A 13,290-nucleotide genomic window follows, 5' to 3' on the forward strand; every position below is an offset into this window, starting at 1 on the left:
TCATCCGGTATTTCCTGGGAAGCATGAGACTCACCAAGTTCGAGCACGCCGGACTCCTCCTCGAGAAGGACGGACAGAAGCTCTACGTCGACCCGGGCAGCTTCACCTCTCCCCTCACCGACACCGCGAACGCCGTCGCCGTCGTCATCACGCACGAGCATCCGGATCACTGGACCCCCGAGCAGCTGAATCGCGTGCTCGAACTCTCCCCCGACGCGAAGATCTTCGGGCCGGAAGGTGTCGCCGCGGCCGCCGCGGACTTCGACATCACGGTCGTCCACCCGGGCGACACCGTCGAAGCCGGCCCGTTCGCGCTCCGCTTCTTCGGCGGCCGCCACGCCGTCATCCACGAGAGCATCCCCGTTGTCGACAACGTGGGCGTTCTCATCAATGACACTCTGTACTACGCCGGCGACTCGTTCTCGGTGCCGGAGGGCATCGAGGTGGATGTGCTGGCCGCCCCGGCCGGCGCCCCGTGGATGAAGATCGCCGAGACGATGGACTACGTGCTCGCGGTGAAGCCGAAACGTGCCTTCCCCATCCACGAGATGGTGCTCTCGCGCGCCGGCAAGGACATGGCGAACGGGCGCCTCGCGTGGGCGACCGAGCAGAACGGCGGCGCGTTCTCCGCACTGGAGCCCGGCGACTCCCTCGACCTGTGAGCGATCGCCCGGCCATCGTCTGGTTCCGCGACGACCTCCGGGTCGCCGACAACCCGGCCCTCCACGCGGCCGCGCAGTCGGGCCGCCCGGTGCTCTGCGTCTTCGTCTGGGACGACGAGACGCCCGAGCTCCGGGCGCCCGGCGGCGCCGGCCGGTGGTGGCTGCACCACAGCCTGGCGTCGCTCGCGGAGTCGCTGGAGCGTCTGGGCTCCCGGCTCGTGCTGCTCAGCGGGCCGAGTGAGAGCGTGATCGCGACGCTGCTGCGCGAGACCGATGCGGCGGCGATCTTCTGGAACCGGCGGTACGGCGGCGTCGAGCGGCGCATCGATGAGTCGGTGAAGACCGCAGCGCGCGCGTCCGGCGTCGAAGCCGCCAGCTTCGCCGCTAACCTGCTCTTCGAACCGTGGACGATCCGCACCGGCCAGGGCACCCCGTTCTCGGTGTACACGCCGTTCTGGCGGGCCTGTCTGGCGGCTGCCGCGCCACGCAAGCCGGGACCGGCGCCGCGCGAGGTGCTGGGGGCATCCGTCCCGCAGTCGCTCGACACCGTGTCGCTCGACGATCTGGGGCTGCTGCCGACCCGTCCCGATTGGGCCGGCGGCCTGCGCGAGACGTGGGAGCCGGGCGAGAAGGCCGCGCACGAGCAGCTGCAGCGCTTCCTCGCCGACGATCTGGGCGACTACCGCGAGCAGCGCGACGTGCCAGGAGTGGATGCGACCTCGCGCCTCTCGCCGCGTCTGCGCTGGGGCGAGCTCAGCCCCCACCAGGTGTGGCACGCGACGATCGAGAAGCGGCGAGGCGCGACGGCGGAGAGCGCGTCGACCTTCCTCTCGGAGGTCGGCTGGCGCGAGTTCGCCTACCACACCCTGTTCGAGCACCCCGACCTGGCGACCGTGAACATCCATCGCGAGTACGACTCCTTTCCGTGGCCGCGGCTGCATCCGTCTGCGCTGCGGGCCTGGGAACAGGGTCGCACCGGCGTCCCCCTCGTGGACGCCGGGATGCGGGAACTGTGGAGAACCGGCGTCATGCACAACCGGGTGCGCATGGTGACCGCGTCCTTCCTGATCAAGAACCTGCTCATCGACTGGCGCCGCGGCGAGCAGTGGTTCTGGGACACCCTGGTCGACGCCGACCCCGCGAACAACGCCTTCAACTGGCAGTGGGTCGCCGGAAGCGGCGCGGACGCCGCGCCGTACTTCCGCATCTTCAACCCGGAGCTGCAGCGGAAGAAGTTCGACCCGCAGGGCGACTACGTGCGCCGCTGGGTGCCGGAGTGGGACACCCCCGACTACCCCGAGCCCATCGTCGACCTCGCGGAGACGCGCCAGGCCGCCCTCGCCGCCTACGACGTCGTCAAGCGCTCACGCTGATCGGAGCGCGCCGCGGGGCCGGGCTCAGCGGCCGTGCTCGGCGAGGATCTGGTCGACGTCGATGCTGCGCAGCAGCGACTCCCAGTCGATCGAGCGCGCCTCGTCGGCGACCTCCTCGTCGGCGAGCACCCGGCCGCTGCGCTCGACGACGACGCCGCGCGGCAGCATCCGGTTGAGCTCGGCCAGGATGGCGTCGTCCACCGCCTCCGTGTCGAAGTCGGCGCCGACGCGGGCGTAGTAGTCGCCGGACAGCGTGTAGGAGACGATCCCGGTTTCAATGCGGCTCATGTGCCGCATGCTAGCCCGTCCCGGCGGCGCGCCGCAGGCCGACGCCCCGAACCGGACGGCCTGAACCGGACGCGCCGAACGATCGCGGGTACAGTGCGCCGCATGACCGATCGACCGGACGACACCCCAGCACCGCGCGACGCCGACGAGCTCACGGACGCCGTGAGCGAGCTCGGCGCGACCGACACCGACCGCCTCGAAGCGGTCGAGGAGCACAACGCGTCCCTGGAGGAGCGTCTCCCGGACGGCAGCGACCTCCCCCGGACCCACGAGGATCCCGAGACCAACGGGACCCCCGGCCAGGGGTAGCCGCGACGATCCGTCCCCGACCGGGGACTGGGGCGCCGCCGGACCGGTCGATACCGTGGCCGGATGAGTGGACAGCGGATGCGCGATCGCGCCCCGGGAACAGCCGTGATGGAGCAGGTGGTCCGGCTGCAGGAGGCCACGCCGCCGCGATCGCCGCTCGCCCGCGCCTTCGGGGTCGATCCGCTGCCCGCCGACGCACAGCCCTGGTTCACGGGCGCGCTCGGTGAGCGACAGGTCGGTGCGGCGCTCGGACGGCTTCCGATCGGCTGGAGCGCCTTCCACGCCCTGCCCGTCGGCTCCGGCGACGCAGACGTCGACCATCTCGTCGTCGGACCGGGAGGTGTGTTCGTCGTCAACACGAAGCATCACCGCGGCGCACGCCTGGCGGTCTACGACCGCGCGGTGCTGGTCAACGGCGTCAAGAAGCCGTACCTGCGCAACGCCGATCTCGAGGCCTCACGGGTCCGCGGGCTCCTGGTCCGTGCCGGGATCGAAGCGCCGGTCCACGCGGCGATCGTGGTCGTCGGCGCGAAGGAGGTGCGCATCCACCGAAAGCCGGTCCGCACCGCTGTCCTGCGCTCGGAGTCGCTCGTGCGCTGGCTCACGCGCCGGCCGGCCGTTCTGGACGACGAGACCCTGGCGCAGGCGACTCGCCTGTTCGACGACCCCGCCAGCTGGCGAGCCGTCGCATCGCCGCACGACACCGCGGAGCGCTTCAGCGCGATCGAGCGCGAGGTGCGGAGCGCGCAGCTGGTTCGCGCCGGCTGGGGCCTCGCGGCCGGGCTCGCCCTCCTCGCCGCCGCGCTCCCCTTCCTCCCCCACTGACGGGCTGCCCCACTGACCGGCTCCCCCACCCGCAGCTCCTGAGTTTTTCCGCTCTTTCCGCCCCGCAGAGGCGAAAAACTCCGGAGCTGTCGGCGTGGGAGGCGGGAGCGGTCAGGCGAGGTGGGCGGTCGTGCGCATGGTCAGGACGACGGCGCCCTCGGTCTCGGCGAGGTCCAGGTGGATGTCGGCGCCGGCGAGCTCGGTGAGCGACCGCAGGTGCGTCCCGCCGCAGGGGATCTCGACGACGCCGTCCGGTAGCTCGGCATGCCAGCGGCGTCGGTCGCCGAGGCCCTGACGTCCGTCCTCGCGGACGATCGAAATGGCGGCGCCGCTCGCGATCCAGTCGGCGAGCGTCCGATTCGCGGCGGAGGTCACCTCGTCGAGCCGCGCGGGCAGGTCGGCGGCCGCGAAGCCCTTCTTCCGGAGGCTCTTGCCGATCCGGTACTCGTCGACCGAACCGCCCTCCAGGATGCGCGAGCTGGTGATCGCCAGCTGGTCGAAGTTCGGGCGGCCCCGTCCGTCGACGGCGACCTCCTTGGTCCAGAGGCCGGAGAGGGCGTCGTTCAGTGCGAGCGACGCCAGGTGGCAGGCGGTGTGCCCGGCGGACAGCGCGCGACGCCGGGCCGGGTCGACGCTCACGGCGGCAGCGGCCCCCGGCTCGATGCCCGTCGCGTCCTGAACGAGGTGGCACACCACGAACGCCCAGCCCTCCGTGCCGGTGCGGACCGGCGCGTCACCGACGTGCAGGGTCGTGCCGTCCGTCGCGCCGACCACCGCATCCACGACCTCGTACGCTCGGCCGTCGACGGTGATCGTCCCGGCGTCCGCGGGCTGGTCGGGCCACACGGGGTCGACGGGATGGAAGGCGGTCCGGTCGAGGACGACGGCGGTGCGGCCGTCGTCCAGCGACTGGACGAAGACGACGGCGCCGGTGGAGGTCAGGTCGCCGTCCGGGTAGGTGACGGCGGTGTCGGTGCTGGGCAGGCTCATCCCTCCAGCCTAGGTCGGGCGCGGCGGGCACGCCCGCGCGCACGCACGGGTGGCGACGGGATGCTCCGGTACGGCAGCATGGCCGCATGGCGAACACCGGCGAACAGTCCTGGCAGCGCGTCCCCATCGATCCGCAGAGCGTCGACGCACCGCTGTCGCGTGCCGCCGTCTTCCTGGTGGTGACGGTCGGCGAGACACCCGAGGCGCTCGCCACGGTGAAGGACGTGCTCGGCGGCATCACCGACCAGGTGAAGACGGTCGGGTTCCGCGACCTCGACGCCCGGCTGTCGTGCAACGTCGGGATCGGCGCCACCCTGTGGCCGCGCCTCACCGACACGCCGCTGCCGCGCGAGCTGCACCCGTTCCGTGAGATCGCCGGGTCCGTGCACACCGCGGTCTCGACGCCGGGCGACCTGCTGTTCCACATCCGCGCGGAGCGCAGCGACTTCACGTTCGAGCTGGAGCGCCAGCTGCTCGACGCGCTCGGCGACGCCGTCGAGGTCGTGGACGAGGTGGTCGGGTTCCGCTACTTCGACGCGCGCGACCTGCTCGGCTTCGTCGACGGCACGGCCAATCCGGCCGGCGGAGACATGTCGCAGGCGGCCATCGTCGGCGACGAGGATCCGGACCACGCGGGCGGCAGCTACGTCGTCGTCCAGAAGTACCTGCACGACCTCGGCTCCTGGAAGAGGCTCCCCGTGCCGTCGCAGGAGGGCGTGATCGGTCGCACCAAGGTCGAGAACATCGAGCTGGATGACGCCGAGCACGGCCAGAAGTCGCACAAGACCCTCGCGACGATCGTCGACGAGGCCGGCGTCGAGCACGACATCCTCCGCGACAACATGCCGTTCGGACGCCCGGGCCACGGCGAGTTCGGCACCTACTTCATCGGCTACTCCCGCGCCCTCTGGGTGATCGAGCGGATGCTGGAGCGGATGTTCGTGGGCGACCCGGAGGGCAGCTACGACCGCATCCTCGACTTCTCGACCGCCGCGACCGGCACGACGTTCTTCGCGCCGACCCGGGGCTTCCTGGAGTCCCTCGGCGGCTGACGCGACGCGATCGGCCTCTCCCATACGCAGCGTCCTTCGTTCTCCGACCTCACTTCAGAATCAGGACGGCGAACGCCAGCCAGGCTGCGGCACCCACGAAGCATGCTGTCGCGTGCTTCGGCCGGCGCCGCTTTGCCTGCTCCACGCCCATCAGAATGCACAGGAGGGAGAACAATGAGTAGACCGCAACATCCAACGGGCTATTGAGAAACCCTGGGAGAGCGTCTGTCAGCGACAGGACGATGCGAATCGCCAGGAAGGTACCCATGGCCCCGGCCACAATCGTCTCCGCGACTCGCAGACTTCTCCCAGTGCTGACTTCCTTCGTCGGTCCCATGCGTTATCCGGTGCAGGACTTCAGACCGTAAACCGACGTTCCCAGGCCCAACCATGCAATGACACCCTTTGCAGTCACCACCACGGCGCCGCCGATTCCGTAGATGGACACCCCTGCGCCGAGGATGGCCACAACGCAGTCAAGCGTCCCGAAGGCAGCCGGATTTCCTGGGTACCCGTAGCCGTTGAGGGCAATCGTCTGAACGTTCCTTCCGTTGATGTACTTCTGCAGGCGTGAACCTTTGCAGTTGGACAATCTCTCCCCCGGCTGCAGGAAGTAGCTGCTTCCGTTCCGCAGCACACAGTGATCTCCCTTTCGTTCTTCATCGAACGCGTGGACCCGGTACCCCACCCGCCGACCGAAGGGCGCTTCGTCCACGACAAGACGGGGCTCCCCCGTCATCTGTTAGGACGCACGGGAGTGCGGAGCGTGACGCGAATTCTCGATGTGACGGACGAGACCGACGCTCGGGGCGCCGACCGCATCCTCGACTTCTCGACCGCCGCGACCGGCTCGACCTTCTTCGCGTCGACCCGCGGCTTCCTGGAGTCCCTCGGCGACTGACGACGGATGCCACGCGTCCCCGTAACACAACGCAAGGAAGTTGTCCCTCGCGCGCGCGTGCGAGAGCCTGGATGTCACCCTGCTCGCACCGTGAGTCCACCCGGAGGATCCATGTCCCGCTCCCGCCGTATCCTCGTCGTCGCCGCCGGCATCGCCGCTGCATCACTCGCCCTCGCGGGCTGCTCCGCCGGCACGAGCGGGGGATCGTCGCCGTCCGCCGACTCCGGCTACGTCACCCCGGGAAAGCTGACGATCGGGACAGCCGAGCCCGCCTACTCCCCGTGGGTGCTCGACGACAAGCCGCAGTCCGGCAAGGGCTTCGAGGCTGCCGTCGCGTACGCCGTCGCGGACAAGCTGGGCTTCACGAAGAGCGACGTCACCTGGGTACGCAGCACGTTCGACCAGGCGATCGCACCGGGCCCGAAGACCTTCGACTTCAACCTGCAGCAGTTCTCGATCACCGACGAGCGCAAGAAGGCCGTGGACTTCTCCTCGCCCTACTACGAGACCAGCCAGGTCGTCGTGACCACCGCCGCCTCCCCCGCGGCGAAGGCGACCTCGATCGCCGACCTCAAGAAGCTCTCCATCGGTGCGCAGACCGCGACGACGAGTTTCGACGCTGCCGAGAAGCAGATCGCGCCGAGCGGCGGTGTGCAGGCCTTCAACTCCAACGACGACGCCAAGCTCGCGCTCGAGAACAAGCAGGTGGATGCGATCGTCGTCGACCTGCCGACGGCCTTCTACCTGCGGGATGCGGAACTCACCGACGGCAAGATCGTCGGCCAGCTCCCGAAGGCGGCCGGCCAACAGGGCGACCAGTTCGGCCTCGTGCTCGCCAAGGACAGCCCACTCACCACCAAGGTCAGCAAGGCGGTCGACGCGCTCCGCTCGGACGGCACCCTCGACAAGCTGGCCGCTCAGTGGCTCGCCGCCGACGGCAACGCGCCCGTGCTGAAGTAGCCTTCGACGGTGAGCACCACCTCCACTTCGACCGCCCGCGCCGCCGCGCCTCCGCCCAGTGCGGTGGAGCTCGACCGCCGGCTGTACCGCAAACGGCAGACCACCCGGTCGGTGCTGATCAGCCTGGTCAGCACCGCGGCGGTCGCGGTGATCGCCTGGGCATTCGTCATCAATACGCCCGGCTGGGCCCGCGTACAGCAGACGTTCTTCGATCCGGCCGTCGCGGTGGAGGCCTGGCCGCGCGTCTTCGAGGGGCTGTTGCTCAACATCCGTGTCCTGATCGTCGCGGCGATCGGCGTGCTGATCGTCAGCATCCTGCTGGCCGCCGCACGCACCCTGCGGGGCGCGATCTTCTTCCCCCTGCGCGCGCTCGCAGCCGGCTACACGGACCTGTTCCGGGGGATGCCGCTGATCATCGTCCTGTACCTGGTCGGCTTCGGCCTGCCGGGGCTCGGGGTCTTCCCGCGCATGCCACCGGAGTTCTGGGGGACGATCGCGCTGATCCTGGTCTATTCGGCCTACGTGTCCGAGGTGTTCCGCGCGGGCATCGAGGCCGTGCATCCCTCGCAGCGGCTCGCCGCCCGCGGACTCGGGCTGTCGCACTACCAGACCTTGCGGCTCGTCATCCTGCCGCAGGCGGTGCGCAAGGTGACGCCAGCGCTGATGAACGACTTCGTCGCGATGCAGAAGGATGTCGGCCTGATCTCGGTGCTCGGAGCGGTGGATGCGGTGCGGGCCGCCCAGATCGAGACCGCCCTCACGTACAACTTCACCCCGTACGTCCTCGCCGGCCTGCTGTTCGTGCTCCTGGCGCTGCCGATGATCCGGCTCACCGACTGGTACTCGGCGCGTATCCGCCGTCGCGAGCAGGTCGGGAGCATCGTATGACCGCGCCGGTGCTGCGGCTGGCCGGGGTGCGCAAGCGCTTCGGCGACACCGAGGTGCTGCGCGGCATCGACCTCGACGTGCACGAACACGAGGTGGTCGCCCTGATCGGATCGAGCGGGTCGGGCAAGTCGACACTCCTGCGCACCGTCAACCTCCTGGAGCGGATCGACGACGGGCAGATCTTCCTCGGGGAGCGGGACATCAGCGACCCGCGCGTTCCGGCCGATGCGGTGCGCGGGCGGATCGGCGTGGTGTTCCAGCACTACAACCTCTTCCCGCACCTCTCCGTGCTCGACAACGTGACCCTCGCCTCCCGTCGGGTCCATCGCATCCCCCGGGCCGAGGCCGAGCAGAAGGCGCTGGCCCTGCTCGACGGCATCGGGCTGGGCGACAAGGCGAAGGAGTTCCCCGACCGGCTCTCCGGCGGGCAGCAGCAGCGCGCGGCGATCGTCCGGGCGATCGCCACGGACCCGGAGCTGCTGCTCCTCGACGAGGTCACCAGCGCGCTCGATCCGGAGCTCGTCGGCGAGGTGCTCGAACTCATCCGCTCGCTCAAGGCGTCCGGGACGACGATCGTCATGGCGACGCACGAGATGGCATTCGCGCGCGATGTGGCCGACCGCGTGGTGTTCCTCGATCAGGGCGTCATCGCGGAGCAGGGGCCGCCGTCCCAGCTGTTCGGCGCTCCCCGTGAGGACCGCACCCGCGCGTTCCTCGCGCGCTTCGCCGAGCGCACGGCGTAACGCGGCGCAGTCGTTCGCAACAGGTCGTCATCTTCGTGGCGACGGCGCGCGCCGACGCGGTACAAACGGTCGATCATGTCGCGCATCTTCACGAGCAAGTTCAACCCGGGGCGGGCCCGCTGGGAGCTGGTGGTCAGCCCGGAGGGAGACGTCTACGCCTTCCCGCTGACCCTGCCGATCGCGCAGCGCCAGGTACTCGGCGGCCACAAGCGGTACCTGGTGGGGCGCGTCGAGAAGCGCACCGAGTCGTGGACGGCGGCCGGACCGTCGGGCCTCGTCTACGGGACGACCTTCCCGTCGCTGCCCTCCGCGCTCGTGGCGATCGCGGACGAGGTCGATCTGGCACCCGTGCCCTAGCGAAGGAGAATCGGGCCGAAATCTCCGACGGAAGGCAGTGCTGAAGGAGATTCGGCCGGCTGCGGCACGAATCTCCTTCGGAAGCCGCTGGATCTCCGACGCAAGCGCCGGGGGCACCGGCGCGGGGGCGCCGGCCGCCGGACGCGCGGCTCAGGCGGACTTGAGAAGCGCGTCCTCGAGGGCCACCCACGGCAGCATCGCGCACTTCACGCGCGTCACGTACTTCGAGACACCGGCCAGCGCGACCGCGTCGCCGAGCAGCTCCTCGTCGCCCTCCAGCGCACCCTTCGAGTGCATCAGCTCGCGGAAGGCGGCGATGGATGCGGCCAGCCGCTCCCGATCCGTCTCCTCGACCAGGTCGCTGAGCAGCGAGGCGGAGGCCGTCGAGATCGAGCAGCCGTGCCCCTCCCAGCCGATCGAGAGGATGCGCCCGTCGGCTGCCGTCCGGACGCCGACCGTCACCTCGTCGCCGCAGGTCGGATTGAACTGGTGCGAGGTGGCCGCCTCGTCGCCCGCGATGCCGTAGCCGTGCTTCTCGCGCGCGTGGTCGAGGATGACCTGCTGGTACAGGTTCTGCAGGTCGCTCATCGGACGCCTCCGCTCGTGACGCCGAAGAAGACGCGGGCGGAGGCGATCGCCTCGACGGCCGCATCCACCTCGTCCGCGGTGTTGTAGAGATAGGTGCTGATGCGCGTGCTGGCCGTCGCGCCGAACCGGCGGTGCACCGGCTGCGCGCAGTGGTGGCCGACCCGCACCGCGATGCCGCGGTCGTCGAGGAACTGGCCGACGTCGTGCGCATGGATGCCGTCCACCACGACGCTCGCGAGACCGACCCGCGGGACGCCGGCCCCTGGCCCGAGGATGCGCACACCGTCGAGCTCGCCGAGGCGGGCGAGCAGCCGCTCCCCCAGTGCCTCCTCGTGCGCCTCGATCGCGGGCATCCCGACCGCATCGAGGTAGTCGACCGCGGCCCCGAGGGCCACGGCCTGCGACACGCGCTGGGTCCCCGCCTCGAAGCGCTGCGGCGCCGGGAGGTACTCGGCGCCCTCCAGCGTCACCTGCGTGATCATCGAGCCGCCGGTGAGGAAGGGCGGGAGGGCGTTCAGGAGCTCGCTGCGGCCGTACAGCGCACCGACGCCGGTCGGTCCGAGCATCTTGTGGCCGGAGAACACGGCGAAGTCGACATCGAGAGCGGGCAGGTCGACGGCGAGATGCGGGACGGACTGACAGGCGTCGAGCACGACGAGCGCGCCGTGCTCGTGGGCCAGCGCGACCAGCTCGGCCACCGGGTTGATGCCGCCGAGCACGTTGGAGACGTGTGCGAAGGCGACCACCCTGGTGCGCGGTCCGATGATCTCGGCGGCCTGGTCGAGGCGCAGCATGCCGTCGTCGGTGAGGCCGATCACGCGCAGGGTCGCGCCGGTGCGCGCCGCGAGCTCCTGCCACGGGATGAGGTTGGCGTGGTGCTCCGCCTCCGTCACGACGAGCTCGTCGCCGGGGCCGAGGCGGAAGCGCTCCGCGGCCGCGCCGCCGCGCCCGAGCGACGCGTTCGACATCCCGTAGGCGAGAAGGTTGATGCCCTCGGTCGCGTTCGAAGTCCACACGAGCTCCTCGGGCTGCGCACCGACGAAGCCGGCGACGCGCGCCCTGGCCTCCTCGAACAGCTCGGTCGCCTCGCCCGCCACGGTGTGCGCACCGCGGTGCACGGCCGAGGTGTACCGCTCGACGAACTCCCGCTCGGCATCGAGCACCTGTCGCGGTTTCTGCGACGTGGCCCCGGAGTCGAGGTAGACGAAGGGGTGCCCGTTCACCTCTCGGGAGAGGATCGGGAAGTCCGCACGGAGGGCGGCGGGGTCGAGAGTTTCGGTGCGCATACCGTCTTCAACGTTAGCGGGGTCCACTTCACTCCCGCTGAGTGTGTCGGCGGCCGTCCGCTTCCGCTCGCGCCGAGGCTTCGCTAGGCTGCTCCCGGCCCCCGAACGGGGGCAGACATCCGGCCCGGACCGTGGCCGGCCCCGACGGCGAAGGTGCGATCATGTCCGATTCCCTCCACACCCCCTCCCGATTCCGCCGGGCGCTCGTCGGCGCCGCCGGCGCCCTCGTGCTCGCGCTCGGCGTCGGCCTCGCGGACGCCCCGGCGGCACTGGCCTGGGATCCGGGACCGGGCAACGGGCACGGACACGGCGACACCGCCCTCGCACCGCGCACGTCGTTCACGATGGCGCCGGACGGGACGAGCGGAGCCACGCAGGGCGGCGAGGGCATCCCCAACATCGACTCGGTCAAGAAGACGATCGCCACCTACTACGGCGACTTGGGCACCGGGATCGCGAACAAGACCGACTCGCCCTACATCCGCGAGCTCGGCGGCATCCTCGCCCGCGAGAAGGCCGAGCTCAAGCCGGAGTACGACCGTGCGGTGCAGCAGGGACAGAAGCCGGCCATCGTCTTCGACGCCGACGACACGACGCTGTGGACGTACGACATGGAGGTCGCGGACATGCACTTCCAGTTCAACCCGGCCGAGCAGGATGTCTGGGTCCAGGGCCAGCGCTTCCCCGCCGTTCCTGGCATGGTCGACTTCGTGAACCAGGCCGCAGCGCTCGGCTACACGGTGTTCGGGCTCACCGGTCGCAACGACAACCAGAAGGCGGCGACGCTCGGCAACCTCGCGAAGGTCGGCTACACGGCCTTCGCGGCGGATGACTTCTACACGAAGTGGACGGGGACCGGCGCGTCCCAGCAGCCTTCCTACATCACCTGTGCGGCGGCCAGCTGCACGACCGTCGAGTACAAGGCGGAGACCAGGAAGCACATCCAGGACCTCGGCTACACGATCACCCTCAATGTCGGCGACCAGTGGTCGGACCTGCAGGGCGGCTACGCCGAGGAGGCGCTGAAGCTGCCCAACCCGACCTACTACCTGCCCTCGCCGGACCTGCCCGGCGTCTCCGAGCCGCAGCTCGCACCCCGCACGCACTTCACCATGGCGCCCGACGGCTCGAGCGGTGCGACCGAGGGAGGTGAGGGGATCCCGAACATCGACTCCGTCAAGAAGACGATCGCCACCTACTACGGAGACCCCGGTACCGGTATCGCGAACAAGGACGACTCGCCGTACATCCGCGAGCTGCGCTCCATCGTGCTGCGCCAGGCTCCCGTGCTCGCAGCGACCTGCTTCGTGGAGAAGAAGCTGCACAAGAACCCAGCGATCGTGCTCGACACCGACGACACCACGCTCTGGACCTACGACATGGAGGTCGCGGACATGCACTTCCAGTTCGATCCGGTCGAGCAGAACGTGTGGGTGCAGCAGCAGCGGTTCCCGGCGACACCGCACATGACGACGCTGGCGGCCGTGGCGCAGAAGGCCGGCTGCACCGTCATCGGGCTGACCGGACGCAACGACGATCAGAAGGCCGCGACGCTCGGCAACCTCGCGAAGGTCGGCTACACCGGCTTCACTGCTCAGAACTTCTACACCAAGTGGACTGGCGTCGGCGCCTCCCAGCAGCCGTCGTACATCGCGTGCGCCACGGCGAAGTGCACGACGATCGAGTACAAGGCGCAGACCCGGGCGTACATCGAGTCGCCGTCCGGTGGCCGGTACGACATCGTGGCGAACTTCGGGGATCAGTACAGCGACCTGATCGGCGGCTACGCCGACCGCACCGTGAAGCTGCCGAACCCGACGTACTACCTGCCGTAGGCTCCAGGCGTGGTCGAGCGCACGAACGGTTCCCCCTGGTTCTTCATCCTGGGAGTCGCGCTCGTCGCCGTCGGGCTGGCCGGTCCGCTGCTGGTGGATGCGCTGACCGGCGAGACGCAGTGGCTCGTGCGCGGCGCGGGCGTCCTCGTCGCGATCGGCGGAGCGGTGCTGATCGGCTTCGGCGTGCGCCGGCGGCAGGGGCGCTGACCGCATCCCCTGAGCGCCAGAGGCAG

At 70.1% G+C, this 13,290-nt stretch carries 18 protein-coding genes; 12 read left to right on the forward strand and 6 right to left on the reverse strand.

Annotation, left to right across the window (positions count from 1 at the left end; genetic code table 11):
* Positions 1 to 23 precede the first annotated feature (23 nt).
* Positions 24 to 662 carry an MBL fold metallo-hydrolase gene (locus tag BLW09_RS10070; RefSeq protein WP_089911862.1) on the forward strand — a complete coding sequence of 213 codons (639 nt, stop codon included), beginning with the start codon at positions 24 to 26 and terminating at the stop codon, positions 660 to 662.
* The gene (locus BLW09_RS10075) at positions 659 to 2,035 is read left to right on the forward strand and encodes a cryptochrome/photolyase family protein (RefSeq protein WP_089911864.1); all 1,377 of its coding nucleotides are present in this window, start codon (positions 659 to 661) and stop codon (positions 2,033 to 2,035) included. The genes BLW09_RS10070 and BLW09_RS10075 overlap by 4 nt, the downstream gene beginning before the upstream one ends.
* A 24-nt stretch (positions 2,036 to 2,059) precedes the next feature.
* Here the strand turns inward: BLW09_RS10075 and BLW09_RS10080 are convergent, their stop codons facing one another.
* Complete coding sequence (locus BLW09_RS10080) at positions 2,060 to 2,323, reverse strand: hypothetical protein (RefSeq protein WP_157696928.1); 264 nt, start codon at positions 2,321 to 2,323, stop codon at positions 2,060 to 2,062.
* A 102-nt stretch (positions 2,324 to 2,425) separates the two neighbouring features.
* Here BLW09_RS10080 and BLW09_RS10085 point away from each other — a divergent pair, with 102 nt between their 5' ends.
* Positions 2,426 to 2,632, forward strand: coding sequence for a hypothetical protein (locus tag BLW09_RS10085; protein ID WP_089911870.1), 207 nt, complete (start codon positions 2,426 to 2,428; stop codon positions 2,630 to 2,632).
* Positions 2,633 to 2,695: 63 nt separating this feature from the next.
* A complete protein-coding gene (locus BLW09_RS10090) occupies positions 2,696 to 3,457 on the forward strand; it encodes a nuclease-related domain-containing protein (protein WP_231946769.1) in 762 nt (253 codons plus the stop codon).
* A 111-nt stretch (positions 3,458 to 3,568) separates the two neighbouring features.
* Here BLW09_RS10090 and BLW09_RS10095 read toward each other — a convergent pair whose 3' ends face one another.
* The gene (locus BLW09_RS10095) at positions 3,569 to 4,447 is read right to left on the reverse strand and encodes a metal-dependent hydrolase (protein ID WP_089911876.1); all 879 of its coding nucleotides are present in this window, start codon (positions 4,445 to 4,447) and stop codon (positions 3,569 to 3,571) included.
* Between the two features lie 86 nt (positions 4,448 to 4,533).
* Here BLW09_RS10095 and BLW09_RS10100 point away from each other — a divergent pair, with 86 nt between their 5' ends.
* Positions 4,534 to 5,499: a Dyp-type peroxidase gene (locus tag BLW09_RS10100; protein ID WP_089911879.1), complete on the forward strand. Its 966-nt coding sequence runs from the start codon at positions 4,534 to 4,536 to the stop codon at positions 5,497 to 5,499.
* Positions 5,500 to 5,548: 49 nt separating this feature from the next.
* Here BLW09_RS10100 and BLW09_RS10105 read toward each other — a convergent pair whose 3' ends face one another.
* Positions 5,549 to 5,767, reverse strand: a complete 219-nt coding sequence (locus BLW09_RS10105) for a hypothetical protein (RefSeq protein ID WP_157696929.1) — start codon at positions 5,765 to 5,767, stop codon at positions 5,549 to 5,551.
* A 72-nt stretch (positions 5,768 to 5,839) separates the two neighbouring features.
* Positions 5,840 to 6,214: a hypothetical protein gene (locus tag BLW09_RS18930; protein WP_157696930.1), complete on the reverse strand. Its 375-nt coding sequence runs from the start codon at positions 6,212 to 6,214 to the stop codon at positions 5,840 to 5,842.
* Positions 6,215 to 6,265: 51 nt separating this feature from the next.
* Between BLW09_RS18930 and BLW09_RS19270 the strand changes: the two genes are divergently transcribed.
* The 5 genes from BLW09_RS19270 (at position 6,266) to BLW09_RS10125 (ending at position 9,348) form a co-directional block, all read left to right on the forward strand.
* A complete protein-coding gene (locus BLW09_RS19270; RefSeq protein ID WP_269457889.1) occupies positions 6,266 to 6,400 on the forward strand; it encodes a hypothetical protein in 135 nt (44 codons plus the stop codon).
* 111 nt (positions 6,401 to 6,511) lie between these two features.
* Complete coding sequence (locus BLW09_RS10110) at positions 6,512 to 7,360, forward strand: ABC transporter substrate-binding protein (protein ID WP_089911885.1); 849 nt, start codon at positions 6,512 to 6,514, stop codon at positions 7,358 to 7,360.
* A 9-nt stretch (positions 7,361 to 7,369) separates the two neighbouring features.
* Complete coding sequence (locus BLW09_RS10115; protein WP_089911887.1) at positions 7,370 to 8,248, forward strand: amino acid ABC transporter permease; 879 nt, start codon at positions 7,370 to 7,372, stop codon at positions 8,246 to 8,248.
* Positions 8,245 to 8,991: an amino acid ABC transporter ATP-binding protein gene (locus tag BLW09_RS10120; protein ID WP_089911890.1), complete on the forward strand. Its 747-nt coding sequence runs from the start codon at positions 8,245 to 8,247 to the stop codon at positions 8,989 to 8,991. The genes BLW09_RS10115 and BLW09_RS10120 overlap by 4 nt, the downstream gene beginning before the upstream one ends.
* 75 nt (positions 8,992 to 9,066) lie before the next feature.
* A complete protein-coding gene (locus BLW09_RS10125) occupies positions 9,067 to 9,348 on the forward strand; it encodes a hypothetical protein (protein ID WP_089911893.1) in 282 nt (93 codons plus the stop codon).
* A 150-nt stretch (positions 9,349 to 9,498) separates the two neighbouring features.
* Here BLW09_RS10125 and sufU read toward each other — a convergent pair whose 3' ends face one another.
* Complete coding sequence (gene sufU / locus BLW09_RS10130; protein ID WP_089911895.1) at positions 9,499 to 9,936, reverse strand: Fe-S cluster assembly sulfur transfer protein SufU; 438 nt, start codon at positions 9,934 to 9,936, stop codon at positions 9,499 to 9,501.
* Complete coding sequence (locus BLW09_RS10135; RefSeq protein WP_089911898.1) at positions 9,933 to 11,222, reverse strand: cysteine desulfurase; 1,290 nt, start codon at positions 11,220 to 11,222, stop codon at positions 9,933 to 9,935. The genes sufU and BLW09_RS10135 overlap by 4 nt, the downstream gene beginning before the upstream one ends.
* Before the next feature lie 161 nt (positions 11,223 to 11,383).
* Between BLW09_RS10135 and BLW09_RS10140 the strand changes: the two genes are divergently transcribed.
* Both BLW09_RS10140 and BLW09_RS10145 read left to right on the forward strand, forming a co-directional pair.
* Entirely contained in the window at positions 11,384 to 13,057 is a 1,674-nt protein-coding gene (locus BLW09_RS10140; protein ID WP_089916799.1) for an HAD family acid phosphatase, read from the forward strand.
* 9 nt (positions 13,058 to 13,066) lie between these two features.
* Positions 13,067 to 13,264: a hypothetical protein gene (locus BLW09_RS10145; RefSeq protein ID WP_089911901.1), complete on the forward strand. Its 198-nt coding sequence runs from the start codon at positions 13,067 to 13,069 to the stop codon at positions 13,262 to 13,264.
* Positions 13,265 to 13,290: the final 26 nt, after the last annotated feature.

The sequence above is a fragment of the Leifsonia sp. 21MFCrub1.1 genome, from assembly GCF_900107895.1.
GTDB classification, from domain to species: domain Bacteria; phylum Actinomycetota; class Actinomycetes; order Actinomycetales; family Microbacteriaceae; genus Leifsonia; species Leifsonia soli.

Excerpts from the sequence above, each read along its gene's own strand:
- BLW09_RS10120 (WP_089911890.1), top strand. The coding sequence starts at position 8,245 with ATGACCGCGCCGGTGCTGCGGCTGGCCGGGGTGCGCAAGCGCTTCGGC.
- BLW09_RS10070 (WP_089911862.1), top strand. The coding sequence starts at position 24 with ATGAGACTCACCAAGTTCGAGCACGCCGGACTCCTCCTCGAGAAGGAC.
- sufU (WP_089911895.1), bottom strand. The coding sequence starts at position 9,936 with ATGAGCGACCTGCAGAACCTGTACCAGCAGGTCATCCTCGACCACGCG.
- BLW09_RS10095 (WP_089911876.1), bottom strand. The coding sequence starts at position 4,447 with ATGAGCCTGCCCAGCACCGACACCGCCGTCACCTACCCGGACGGCGAC.
- BLW09_RS10135 (WP_089911898.1), bottom strand. The coding sequence starts at position 11,222 with ATGCGCACCGAAACTCTCGACCCCGCCGCCCTCCGTGCGGACTTCCCG.
- BLW09_RS10100 (WP_089911879.1), top strand. The coding sequence starts at position 4,534 with ATGGCGAACACCGGCGAACAGTCCTGGCAGCGCGTCCCCATCGATCCG.
- BLW09_RS10080 (WP_157696928.1), bottom strand. The coding sequence starts at position 2,323 with ATGAGCCGCATTGAAACCGGGATCGTCTCCTACACGCTGTCCGGCGAC.
- BLW09_RS10085 (WP_089911870.1), top strand. The coding sequence starts at position 2,426 with ATGACCGATCGACCGGACGACACCCCAGCACCGCGCGACGCCGACGAG.
- BLW09_RS10125 (WP_089911893.1), top strand. The coding sequence starts at position 9,067 with ATGTCGCGCATCTTCACGAGCAAGTTCAACCCGGGGCGGGCCCGCTGG.
- BLW09_RS10110 (WP_089911885.1), top strand. The coding sequence starts at position 6,512 with ATGTCCCGCTCCCGCCGTATCCTCGTCGTCGCCGCCGGCATCGCCGCT.
- BLW09_RS10140 (WP_089916799.1), top strand. The coding sequence starts at position 11,384 with ATGTCCGATTCCCTCCACACCCCCTCCCGATTCCGCCGGGCGCTCGTC.
- BLW09_RS10090 (WP_231946769.1), top strand. The coding sequence starts at position 2,696 with ATGAGTGGACAGCGGATGCGCGATCGCGCCCCGGGAACAGCCGTGATG.
- BLW09_RS10105 (WP_157696929.1), bottom strand. The coding sequence starts at position 5,767 with ATGGGTACCTTCCTGGCGATTCGCATCGTCCTGTCGCTGACAGACGCT.